This is a genomic window from Legionella sp. (genome assembly GCF_047605385.1).
Lineage (GTDB): Bacteria > Pseudomonadota > Gammaproteobacteria > Legionellales > Legionellaceae > Legionella.
In genome coordinates this window covers 1-11,715 of the sequence record NZ_JASGFU010000070.1, presented here as the reverse complement: position 1 = coordinate 11,715, position 11,715 = coordinate 1, and the positions used below count along the sequence as shown (strand labels likewise).

The window sequence follows — 11,715 nt, the reverse complement described above, 5'->3', positions numbered from 1 at the left end:
CCAGAACTTGCTACCGAATAAAATGAAGTCGCTTCGCGACACTATTTAATCCCCCACGCTGCGCGAGGTGGAGAGGGGAAGCCGGTGAGCTCAATTAAATACCTGGGGAGTTACAAAAATAGACTGAATGGGGCTGATAATGCTCAATCCTTGTTTACGGACAGTGCTGATAAATCCGCGAATACGGGCAAATTGTTCAGCACCTTGCGAGGAACGAAAGCCACCGGATATCTTTTGTTTGCATTTCATCATCCGTAAATCGCGCTCAGCATCATTATTCGTGAATGAGACCGCCGGAGCATGGAGAAACCGCAAAACATCCTGATTGTAATGAAATAATCGAAGCAAGAGGTTGTGTCCTGCGCGTCAGGGTTGTCGGCCTTATTTACTTTTGCATGGTAATGAGTGTGCCTGAAAGACCATCCAATAATGATTTTCGTTTTGGGGATACGTGATAGTAAGTTGCCGTTTTAGTTGATGCCACATGCAACCACTGTGTTTTTCCTGCCACGCGAAACTCGGTTTCATCCAGGTTTTTTACAGCAGCAGTTTTGACCTCAGACAAGACAGATTCTTCAAATGAAGCTAATGCATCAAATGCAATCCAGGTATAGTTGCTCAGTTAAAAAAACAAAGAAACTCTGCTTTTTGAAAGTCTCAGCCACTGCAGGGATATCCTGTCTTTTTATGCTGTTAGTCAACAGTCAATAATTATTTTTCAAATAAAAGTTGACACATCTGATGTGGCTTCATACGCTTTATTAGCGATCAGCGATTCTTTCTTTTTTTCTGGTTTTTATCACAACTTATTTGTTGTGTCTTACATTTCTTAAATTTTTTCAATTTGCAGTTTTCAATCGTGGCGTTTCTGCTTGATTATGAGCGATTTTTATTATTTCCAGTGATTCAATTCAAAAAAATATCTGTATTATAAGGAAAAAGATTTATTTATTCTTATTCGAACTGGTTGGATTGGAATGGTTATTAATAGGGAGGTTTTAATGAATAGAAATGCGAGAGGGTGCTTGACGAGGTGGTTTTCAAAAGAGAAGCTCTTTAACAAGCAAGCAAGCAAGGGCTGTTTACGTCGATTTATTGCCAGCTTATTAATTTATAGCCAGTTCATTCAATTATCCACAGCAGCGGTATTGCCCAACTCACCTCCTCAGCACCCATTGTCTTCCTCACCACAACAAAGCAAGCCAATAACCACGAATACGCCTGTATCTGCCGGTCCATTGACTCCTTTAGTGAATTATGCACAAACGGGGACACTAAATAATTTGTCGTTAACGAATCAGCAACTGGGTTTCTCTGGTCCGTTGAATTGGGGCGTCACCTACAGTGATTTGACGGGTACTTATTTTAATGCCGAATACGTACTTCCTTTAGGGGAGCGATTGGCATTGGGTGCTTTAGGCGAGTACGGTTCGGGCCAATACCGCATCAACGGCACTTTAGGCTATGGGTTTTCTCCTTTGGCGCAGGTGAAATTTACAGCAGAGCGCTTTGGTCAGCGCTTGCCGTTTCAGTTTGATTCAGGGGATATTGAATCAAGGGTACATCAAGATGCTTATGGAGCCCGTTTCCAGAAGTTATTTGATTTACCTTTTCTGCAAGGATTTAATCTAGGCGGTTATTATGCTGATGCGAGCAGTAAGAATTTAAATCCGGTTATTTTCACATCGGATGGGAGCAATTGTGGTGGTTTTGCATCAGGATTGCAATGCATCAACTATCGTCATCTTGCTGGAGCGACCAGCACGGGCGCTGATGCAGGCATTGATGTATTGCTGACACCTTCTACGTTAGTCAGCGGTAATCTGTATTATGACCAGGTGCGTTACAACCCGATTTTTTCCCATATCTCTGATGAAGACCGAAATGGTTTGGGTGGTGGTGTTCGGTTGAATCAATTACTTGGTGAGCGCTTTAAATTCACTGGAGAGGCCACGGTCCGCGAAATTTATGACACCTATCAGGCGGGGTTCAGCTGGCTTCCTAACATCCAAAAAACAAGGCTCGGGATGGAGCTGTCTCTTTTTGGGCAGCATGTGACGTCTCATAACGCGACACCGGATAATAACAGCATTGGCTTGCAAGTGAATTTCTTGGCAGACGGTAACAAGCGTTATGATGAGCGACATCGGTGGGGTAGTCAGCGTTTAAGTGATATTGCGCAATCAGTCATCACACCGGCAGTAAAGATGAACCAGGTGCTGGTGATAGCGGAGCAAATTACCCAACTTTTGGCGCCCAGCATCCTAGGCATTAATCCAAGTAGCGGGCCTTTAGTTGGTGGCAATACAGTAACGATTACCGGCAGTAATTTTGTACAAGGTTTGCTGGTCTTTTTTGGTGGGCAACTCGCAACAAATATCCAGGTTCTTTCGCCAACTGTTATGAAAGTAGTGGTGCCCGCGGTATCTACTCCGGGAGCTGTGGACGTAGCAATTCAAAATCCCGACGGGCAGCATGTAGCCCTTTCTGATGGGTACATCTATGAAGCTGGTACAGCCAGTGCGATTGCTGTAGCCAGTGGTTCAGGACAAAATACGACCGTCAGCACTGCGTTTGGTAATCCTTTGGTGGCCACAGTCACTGATTCTGGAGGTAATCCTGTGCCTGGTGTGACGGTTACTTTTGCTGCACCTAGCAGTGGAGCCAGTGCGAGTTTATCGGCAACCACGGTCACCACGGATGCCAGTGGTCAAGCATCAGTAACGGCTACGGCCAATGCTACGGCGGGTACTTATAATGTGACGGCATCGGTAAGCGGGGTAAGTACTCCTGCGAGCTTTGCTTTGACGAATGAAGTTGGTACAGCCAGTGCGATTGCTGTAGCCAGTGGTTCAGGACAAAATACGACCGTCAGCACTGCGTTTGGTAATCCTTTGGTGGCCACAGTCACTGATTCTGGAGGTAATCCTGTGCCTGGTGTGACGGTTACTTTTGCTGCACCTAGCAGTGGAGCCAGTGCGAGTTTATCGGCAACCACGGTCACCACGGATGCCAGTGGTCAAGCATCAGTAACGGCTACGGCCAATGCTACGGCGGGTACTTATAATGTGACGGCATCGGTAAGCGGGGTAAGTACTCCTGCGAGCTTTGCTTTGACGAATACTGCTTCCGACGCCATTACTGGTGTTACCGCCAACGGTACTACTTTTGGAGCAACTGATGGATTTCCCAAAACTGGATTTAATGGAGCTACGTTTACCGTAAATTTAGCAAGTGGTGTTCCATCAAATTATAACTGGACCTCAGGCGCAACTTGGGTGACTGTATCTTCTACTGGAGTGGTCACGTTTAATTCTCCTTCAAAACCAAGCGTTGGGGCTGTAACGATTACAGCTACTCCAACATCAGGAGGAACTGCTCTTACATACAGTTTCACTCTTACGAGCTGGTTTGTGAATAACGGAACTACTACTATGACACAGGCTAATGCTGCCAACTATTGTACTAGCTTGAGTGGCGGCTATACACAGCCTACACAGGCGCAACTGACGAATGCCAGTCTAGGGAGCGTTGGGACTCGGGGCATAGGCAATTTATGGAGTGAGTGGGGTAGTATGGGTACATACGGTTCTGGGTGGCAGAGCGGCATCTATTGGTCATCCACGACTGATGGGAGCGATGGGGTCGACGTGTACCTGAACCTCGGTAGCGCGGACAGCGACGATCCCGGCATTCAGTTCTATGTGGTGTGTGTGGCGGGTCTTTAGTTTTTAGGTTTTAGTTTTTAAATTTAGGTTTTGTTTTTTTAGATTACCCGCCGTAAGGCGGGTGGGTTCACTAGCAAGGGAAAAATCGAATGAATATTGAACAAAAATTGGCATTATGCGCACGACCGGGAATCATCACCTTTATTCAGGAGGGGATGTTTTTAAGATGCTATCAGCAGTCTCTTTTTTCCTTAGTGCATTATTACCAGCCAGGATTTAAGGTATTGGGAAAGCGGATTAAAAAGCTTCAGAATTTAGCTGTTTTTTACAGTGGTTTTCCTGTGAGTCACATAGGGCGTTTTCCCCATGCCAGGGCTACTGGTTGGGGTTTTGAGCTGGATTGCGACGCACGGCCTGAGGAGGAATATCAGCAGTGGTTAAGCCATGCATGTACCTGGCTTGACAAGCAAGAGCGTAGCAACATCACTCAGACTGAGGCCTTGCCCTTTGAGCAGCAAAAAGCGGGTTCAGCAACTTTTTTAAATCGCCAGGTGTCCTTGAGTGAAGAGATATGTCAGTTTTTGGCGCACTGGTCACCGGGGCGATATCCTGCCGCAGTGGACAGTGGTTTTATTCAGGGCTTAAAAAACGATTGGGGGCTTTGAGTGTTTCCTTATAAGACTTGATTGCGCAGCGGTATGGCGGTGCGCAGGGGTCTGTGTCGTTAAGGCGATACAGAAAAGCGCGATACGAGAAGACCGACCTGCTCCACGGTGTTTGAGCAATGAGGAGCAAACAGCGTTATAAAGGGGCTGGCATCGCAAGGTGGTAGGCTGAGTAGATTAGAGAGCAGGTAGTATGCGTGTTTTTGTTTGGAGGGTTCTGGGTGGCAGAGCAACAACTATTGGTCATCCACGACTGATGGGAGCAATGGGGTCAACGTGAACCTGAACAACGGTAACGCGAACAGCAACAATCCCGACAATCAGAACTATGTGGTGTGTGTGGCGGGTGTTCTCCCTGCTGCAATCCAGTCTTGCAAACAGCGTTTTTTGATGCGTACGGCACTGTAGTCTGCATCCGAAGGAAGAAAATAGCGTTTTAGCAGGCCAAAGTGTTTTTGATAGATTTTTTTACGCAAACGAGAGTGCTGAGTATTTTTCATCAGACCTAAATAGCTGTTGATGAGCGCTTGCATGCGTTGCAGCAAGAAATAATCTGGCGTAGCAGGTTGAGTTTGAAGGATATTTAGCCATTCAATCGCATCAGGTATCCAAAAGCGATGTGCAGGTGGATTGTCTAGGCATGCATTGAAAAAGCGTAGCCAAGCAAAGAGCTTATCGATGCTGCGTTGTCGCAGATGCAGGTAGTGAGGATAGACTTTATAACCCAAGTAATCTGCACCCTGAGTGGTGGTTTGAATAATTTGTTTCGTTGGATGCAGGTTAAGATGCAGTTTTTCTTGAAGGAAGTGCTTAATTTCTGTTCTGTATTCTGATAATTGAGCAGAAGAGCTTCCCAATAACAGTAGGTCATCCATATAACGAATATAGCCTTTAATGCGTAAGGTATGTTTTATAAAGTGGTCCAAAGGATTGAGATAAAGGTTGGCAAAGAGCTGACTTGCCGCGGAGCCTAAAGGCACAGTCCGCGATTAATTCCAGCCGCGGCTAAGGTTTTATGTGGCGGGATGATTGCTAATAAGGCTCGGTCTCCACTAATAGTATAGGTATTTTGAGCTATTGGATGGGTAATGCATTGAATTAATAGTGCATTGATGACTTCTTGATAGGGATGGTCTTGGAAGTAGCGGTGCATAATCGCTTGATCTTGATTCATTAACTCTGGAAGCCAGATGCTGTTAAAAAAACTTTGAATGTCGAGCTGAAGATAATGGCTGTGTTGTGGTTGGCGCATGAAGTGTTGAGCACGTTGAACAGCTGCTACAGTGCCTTTGCCTATTCTGTTAGCAAAGGTGTCGCCAATCAGTGTTCGTTCTACAGCTGGATTTAAGTGATACACCAGCCAGCTTTGAGCTAATCGGTCGCGAAAACTGGGGGCATAGATTTCGCGAAGCTTGGGGTCTTTGATGGCGAAGCGAGTGTAGGCCTCTGGCTGGTAATGCTGTTCTTCAATTTCTTTTGCTAAGTTTAAGGTTAGCCTGGATAGGGATTCCATATGCACTGATTTTTGGACGCTGCGGGTGATTTTAGTAGCGCAGTGGAGTAATTCGTATTGTATTTTTTGTGTGAGAGAAGTCATGAAATCCACGTTTAAGCAGCCGAAAGCGTATGATGATATGCTGGTCCTTTATAAAGCCTATTGGGATACGCATTATCACCTTCCTCGAGCGTTTAAATTAACTACCGGTGAGGGTATTTTACAGGAAATCACGACTTGTATTAAAGGAATTATTTTAGCCAATCATGGGGATAAAAATAATCCTGTGCAACGTAAGCAAGCGGCGGAGCATTTAGGGGCAGTTCGGGCATCGCTTGTAGTTATTCGGGGGATGTTGACCGTGGGTTGGGGAATGAAGTTTATTGCACATGGTGCGTTTATGCGTTTGACCACACATCTGGATGGAATCGAAAAGCAGGTGACGAGTTGGCAGCGTTGGTTTGTTGATGGTGATGGTGGGGGGCGTTAAAATGGCACATATCAAACAAGTACCTTAGGGCCTCGATCGCTGTTCGGACCACAGGCGCCATCCTTTGCGCTGGGTCGAAGGAGCTTTTTATTTGACAATCCTTCGCGCAAAAAAACGCGCTCAGGATGACGTACCTGGGAAGTTACATTTTAGTTAATAAAAGAATTAATATCTGTGTTAAGATCATTTTCAAATTCTGTAATCGCTTTAGATTCTTTGCGTTCAAGGACAAAAAATTTTTGAGGAGTATTTTTTTTGTCATAGGCCAAACTAATACAGAAATTTGCAATCTCTTTTAAAATATTAATCAAAGCATTGTACCAAACTGGCTCTCTTTGAAAAATTCTTTGCGCTTTTTGAATTGCTTTAGGTGCTGTCGTCGCAAATACTTCCTTGTTTATTTCACCGTTTTTAAGCTGAGTTAATAATGCCTGCATTTCTTCTTGTAAACTAGTTATGGCATCAAAATACATTGTATGCGCTTTAACTTTTTCACTTTGAGAAATATTTGTATATAAACTACTTATTGCTTGCTCAGTTTTATTGCAAAATTTATAAATACTTAATGCTTGACGAAGTTGACTATTATCAGGTTGCTTTTTAAATAATATATCCCAAAGTTCTAATAAAGCGGTACTTGAAGGTGCATCTGCAAAAAAGTCTTTAGCATTTGTTAAAATTGATAACCGAACTTGGTCCACAAATGCTTTTTTATTAATTTCCCCTCTTCTAAAAACGGGTAATAATTTATTAAATTCCTCATTTAAAGCACAAATACCACTCAAACAATTTTCATTATTACTTTCATGAGCTCTTAGATGTAAGTTATTCCACGATCTTTCAATTTTTTCACAATATATTTGATTTGTTTGGATTATTTTTAAACGATCTTTTGCTAAGCCTTGTTGCAAATTTAATGTTCTTAAAAACTGTTCGAGATTTGCTGGTTTTTCTAAAATTGCTCCTAATAATGACGATAAAATTTTAGTAAATGGTGATGATGAGGTATCACAACTATTTTTAGTGAGCCACCCATACATCAAATGAAATTGCATGAGTATATTGGCATCAATATCAAATACCCCTTGAATGATTAAATTAAATTCTTCTGAAGATAAATCACATAAACCAATAGTGGGCATACAATCTAATAGTCCCTCTCTTTCTAATCCAGCGTTTAGTGCAATAAATTGTAATGAACTATTTATTGTAATTTTACCAATAATTTCTTTTAAAATATCAATACTGAATCCAAAAGTTGACTCAGAATCTTGATGTGAAATTTCCAGCCAACGACCTTCATCTTTAATACCTGGCCATAAAGACTCCATGAGCATAAATTCATAATTGCTTGGCTTGATATGCGTGTGGATAAAAGTTTGATAATCGCCAAAACTTTTAAATGATTTTCCGGGTGCCTTAGGACTGAACTGCAATAACTTTTCTTCCATAATTTTAAGCATAGTGAAAACCGTAAAAACAAGATCATTATGCGTTATTTTAGTCAATGCAGTTAAACTCTGATCACTTATTTGTTCCTCGATTCCCAACATTGTAGATACAGTAGTATTTAAAGTACCTCTGATTACAGGATTCATTAATTGATAAAAAAAACGGGGTTTAAGAATAAACCAAGCACCATTATCCCAAACTGTTAAATTTTCTTCTAATTTTATTCGATGAACATTTTGAAAAGCAGGCTCTTCTTTTTGATATTTTCTGAGGCGACTTTCATGAAAAGTTAACTCTGCATAATTATCCATTCCTTTTAAAAGTAAATTTTCTATCTCTGTTCCATTAAAAAGCGGCATAAATTTCTAACCGAATTGTAATCATGATTAAATTATAAATGATTACTATTAAGAAAGTATTAAACATACGCGATGCTCAACTTTTCACCTTTGTACCGGACAAAAAATGCAAACGATACCGAATTGCCGACGAAAGTCGGCAATATGGAATGTAAATGCTAAAATAAATTTAAGAAATACTGCGAAATTAAAAATCTGATGCTAGACTGGACGATGAGTGGGCAGCTGTGTTCTCCACGGTGTAATTATATTTCATTCACTTAATTAAGATACCAGACATGAAAACAATAAAAAAAAAAATTTAACATCAATGGCTTTTTTAGCTTTACTCTCTTCTAGTACTGCTTTTGCTGGTGGTAATGCGATAAGCGGACAACTAATGATAATAAATAACATGGGTAATGTAGACAGTAACAATAATTCCTCTGGAGCATCTCAATCTTCTTTTCAAGTTACAGTCTCTGATACTATTGGAATATGCAGTACGACTAAACTTAATTATGGCGGATATGTAGTTGTTCAATGGTATGCCACTGGTATTCATAGTAGCTCCCATTGTGTAGGCGCCCCTGTATCGATAAATGTGGCTCCTACAATAGCAGTTGTAGGCGGTGTTTCTACAGCAATATATGATTCTATGGCTGTTTTAGTTCCTGATACCTCACCCACAGCAGTCACTCTAAATGCACCAACACCGGGTTCTGTCTTCTGTGGTGCCGCTACCTGCACTACAAGTTATGAAAACATGGTAGTTATTATTACTGGTGATGGTAATCCTAGCATAGCCACCGCTGCTACTGGAAGTACTTGGCAAAGTCTTGCGGCTGCTACACCAATTTTTGATTCAAGTAACGGTACTTTAAAAACCACAGGGGTTTTTGGCTTGCTAGCCGTTATGGATTTAAAAGCCGAAAAAATGATGAAGCAATATGGTTATGCGTCTCATAAAGGCGGCCTTTTGTCCGATTAAACATTCAAAATTTGCGTTTAGAAAGTTGGACCCAAGCCCAACTTTCTACAATTATTATTGACCTATAACCATAAAAAACTCCGAATTCAACTGCGTTTTTTAGATTCCACGAGAGGACGAGGCATTACCGCACGAGGAATAACAGCATGAACATATGTTGTAACAGAGGTCTTGTTATCGCCCAGAACAGCAGTATCTAACGCACACGCGTCTAGTAAGGCAGGTTCAGTAATCCCTGATGCTTTGCAAATTGCGGTGGCACGTGTGGCATCCTTCGGCTTTAGATCACTAACATAAAATGGTTTCTCAGGAATGCCAGGCTGTATCATCGGATCGGCCTCAAGCAATGCTTGGTCCGGCCGCACACGCCAGCTTTCCCCATAAATAGTGTAGAGATCATGGAAGGAAACTGGCCATGGCAAAACTGTTCCATGCGAAGTCACCAGTTCATGGAGGTTGTCTTCGAGATTACCGAGAAGACCTCGCACTTGTCCTGTAGAACGACTAAGACTCACAGTAACATTCATCCATGTGTTCATCCCATTGTCATACAACATAGCACGCACGCTATCCCCTGTGGGGCTAATGATCACATATTCATTGTCCTTACGAGCAATCTGCACTCCGTTAACCACCAAGGGTTCTTGGCCATTACGCATTGTATAAAGCTTACCATCGATCAGAAGTCTGGTTGGTCCGACGTAAACAGCCACACGAGTTTGGCCCATTTGTACTGCAACCGCCTTGTTAATCGTTGTATTTTTCCATCTAGGATCAATCACCGGCGCTGCTTGGCGGGTTTGCACCATAAAGTCAGAGCCAACTTCAGTCAGTACAAAATCCCCAGTTGCTTGAAAATCATATTGCAAGCCAGCAAAAGTTGTTAGATGTGTATCACCCGTACTGGCCGCAGATTGACAGGCAGCATAACCAGTATTTGCACTGCTTTCCGTGAATACAACTGATGCGGGGTTAGCTCCTGCTGAATTTACTGCGAATGCGCCAAAATAGAGGTTATTTGTCTCAGCAGTATAACCTGCCGCCAAACAACTCGGTGCACTTGAGCTGCCATAATCAACAGCCGTTCTCACTTTAAGTGTTGCTACATTAGGCGACTGATAATTAAATGTAGCCTCAGTACCATTACCGTCACCGAAGATGTTAAATTCAGCAGTTTTCCAGTAGTTAGCAAGACTGACCACACTGTCTAAATCGCTTGTAGAATAGGCAATACCACTTACATACATAGTGAGTGTATCACTGCCACCGGCAGCTGCTTGTCCAGTAACTGACATCTGATTTAAACGAGAGATATTCAAAGGTGGACTACCAGTAATAGTGACCGCATTACTATTACCATAGCAACTATTGCTATACGATATCCATCCCGTACCCGCCGGGCCACCCGACGCAGGACACGACGGTCCATAACCAATAAGCCAGTACTGAATAAAAGCAACTCCACTGGTGTTAGAATATACAAATTGTGCCCACCCTTCACAATTAGTAACGCCATTACAGGCTGGAGTATTGGTAAAAAAATTAGAATTCAGTTGGAGAGAAAAGATATTAGGTGCGAATACACTAGTCTCTGGATCTATCCCATACTCATTCACCACTCCAGCAACGCTATCAAATGCCCCAATAGCCTCACTTATGTGCCCACTGGAAATCTCAGCAGTGACATCATTACCATTACCAACCGTAAATGGGCGCTGGCCACGAAAAGGCAAATAGGGCCGAACAGGTGCCTTAGTACACGGAACTTCGCGCCATTTGGTTTTAGGATATTCAGCAGTAAAGCATCCATGTTTTGGTCGAGGTATATGCATAATGGATGAACGCCAAGATTTGAGTTCTTTCATGCTGGGTTGAGATGACGACTTCATTTTTTTAGAAGCAAGAGATTGCTGCTTTGCAGCGCTTACATCGTTTGGTGCAACAAGTACAAAAAATAATCCTGCTCCCCCTATAATGCCATAAATAATAGCTCTTACGCGTACTAAGTTACAAAATTTCATGTGATACTGCCCTCCTTGTCAAATAAAGCGTCACGATAAGTCCATAAAAGACTATGTTGATATGGCATATACAACCAATCCTCTCTGCTTAAAGATAACTCTTGCAGAATTTATCTTCATTCATCTGAATGAAAATATTACAATTAAGTTTTGGTGTAGATAGTCTTTATAGAATCATCTCTTTCAATGTAACATACCTCTCATTTCTTCAAAAAACTATTATTCTTTGCAAAATTGGGCAATCTTCATCAATAGCAATTTATTGATCAAAATTAAGAGGTCTACGTACTGCGCATAAAGCGCAGTACGTAGGTATTTTAAATTCGTGTGGATCCCTCAGGCAGGGTTGTCCCCTTCCAATTCTTTGGCATAATAGGTAGATTGGTGCTACACTTCTAAGAGATGCTTACTTTTTATATTTCATATTTCTAAAGACGTTAAGAATTGGAACAATTTTGTATGAAGCATCCAGGCATCATCCACTAATTTCATGTGCGCGCTGAGCGCTGCTTGCCTAAAATCGTTAAACACAACCTCAGAGGTATAAGAAATCACCAGAACTTCTTGCTGCAGATAGCGAAGGCATTGAGACATC

The 11,715-nt window shown here is 42.3% G+C and carries 10 protein-coding genes; 4 read left to right on the top strand and 6 right to left on the bottom strand.

Annotated features, from left to right (window positions below):
- Window positions 1–90: 90 nt before the first annotated feature.
- Both QM652_RS12270 and QM652_RS12265 read right to left on the bottom strand, forming a co-directional pair.
- Window positions 91–348, bottom strand: a complete 258-nt coding sequence (locus QM652_RS12270; RefSeq protein WP_415076219.1) for an IS66 family transposase — start codon at window positions 346–348, stop codon at window positions 91–93.
- A 37-nt stretch (window positions 349–385) separates the two neighbouring features.
- Window positions 386–604: an IS66 family transposase gene (locus QM652_RS12265; RefSeq protein ID WP_415076221.1), complete on the bottom strand. Its 219-nt coding sequence runs from the start codon at window positions 602–604 to the stop codon at window positions 386–388.
- Window positions 605–1,001: 397 nt separating this feature from the next.
- Between QM652_RS12265 and QM652_RS12260 the strand changes: the two genes are divergently transcribed.
- A complete protein-coding gene (locus QM652_RS12260; RefSeq protein WP_415076217.1) occupies window positions 1,002–3,728 on the top strand; it encodes an Ig-like domain-containing protein in 2,727 nt (908 codons plus the stop codon).
- An 89-nt stretch (window positions 3,729–3,817) separates the two neighbouring features.
- Window positions 3,818–4,333: a hypothetical protein gene (locus tag QM652_RS12255; RefSeq protein WP_415076215.1), complete on the top strand. Its 516-nt coding sequence runs from the start codon at window positions 3,818–3,820 to the stop codon at window positions 4,331–4,333.
- Window positions 4,334–4,659: 326 nt separating this feature from the next.
- Here the strand turns inward: QM652_RS12255 and QM652_RS12250 are convergent, their stop codons facing one another.
- Both QM652_RS12250 and QM652_RS12245 read right to left on the bottom strand, forming a co-directional pair.
- Window positions 4,660–5,313, bottom strand: a complete 654-nt coding sequence (locus tag QM652_RS12250; RefSeq protein WP_415076213.1) for an RNA-directed DNA polymerase — start codon at window positions 5,311–5,313, stop codon at window positions 4,660–4,662.
- The gene (locus QM652_RS12245) at window positions 5,304–5,930 is read right to left on the bottom strand and encodes a reverse transcriptase domain-containing protein (RefSeq protein ID WP_415076211.1); all 627 of its coding nucleotides are present in this window, start codon (window positions 5,928–5,930) and stop codon (window positions 5,304–5,306) included. The genes QM652_RS12250 and QM652_RS12245 overlap by 10 nt, the downstream gene beginning before the upstream one ends.
- On the opposite strand from QM652_RS12245, the gene QM652_RS12240 reads away from it, so the two are divergent.
- The gene (locus QM652_RS12240) at window positions 5,929–6,318 is read left to right on the top strand and encodes a four helix bundle protein (protein ID WP_415076209.1); all 390 of its coding nucleotides are present in this window, start codon (window positions 5,929–5,931) and stop codon (window positions 6,316–6,318) included. The two genes, QM652_RS12245 and QM652_RS12240, sit on opposite strands and share 2 nt — an antisense overlap.
- 149 nt (window positions 6,319–6,467) lie before the next feature.
- Here the strand turns inward: QM652_RS12240 and QM652_RS12235 are convergent, their stop codons facing one another.
- Complete coding sequence (locus QM652_RS12235) at window positions 6,468–8,129, bottom strand: hypothetical protein (RefSeq protein WP_415076207.1); 1,662 nt, start codon at window positions 8,127–8,129, stop codon at window positions 6,468–6,470.
- 310 nt (window positions 8,130–8,439) lie between these two features.
- On the opposite strand from QM652_RS12235, the gene QM652_RS12230 reads away from it, so the two are divergent.
- Window positions 8,440–9,099: a hypothetical protein gene (locus QM652_RS12230; RefSeq protein WP_415076205.1), complete on the top strand. Its 660-nt coding sequence runs from the start codon at window positions 8,440–8,442 to the stop codon at window positions 9,097–9,099.
- An 86-nt stretch (window positions 9,100–9,185) separates the two neighbouring features.
- Here the strand turns inward: QM652_RS12230 and QM652_RS12225 are convergent, their stop codons facing one another.
- Entirely contained in the window at window positions 9,186–11,120 is a 1,935-nt protein-coding gene (locus QM652_RS12225; RefSeq protein ID WP_415076203.1) for a VWD domain-containing protein, read from the bottom strand.
- Window positions 11,121–11,715: the final 595 nt, after the last annotated feature.

Bases quoted from the DNA above. Each gene is read 5' to 3' on its own strand.
- QM652_RS12260 (WP_415076217.1), top strand. From the start codon at position 1,002: ATGAATAGAAATGCGAGAGGGTGCTTGACGAGGTGGTTTTCAAAAGAG.
- QM652_RS12225 (WP_415076203.1), bottom strand. From the start codon at position 11,120: ATGAAATTTTGTAACTTAGTACGCGTAAGAGCTATTATTTATGGCATT.
- QM652_RS12240 (WP_415076209.1), top strand. From the start codon at position 5,929: ATGAAATCCACGTTTAAGCAGCCGAAAGCGTATGATGATATGCTGGTC.
- QM652_RS12255 (WP_415076215.1), top strand. From the start codon at position 3,818: ATGAATATTGAACAAAAATTGGCATTATGCGCACGACCGGGAATCATC.
- QM652_RS12235 (WP_415076207.1), bottom strand. From the start codon at position 8,129: ATGCCGCTTTTTAATGGAACAGAGATAGAAAATTTACTTTTAAAAGGA.
- QM652_RS12245 (WP_415076211.1), bottom strand. From the start codon at position 5,930: ATGACTTCTCTCACACAAAAAATACAATACGAATTACTCCACTGCGCT.
- QM652_RS12230 (WP_415076205.1), top strand. From the start codon at position 8,440: ATGGCTTTTTTAGCTTTACTCTCTTCTAGTACTGCTTTTGCTGGTGGT.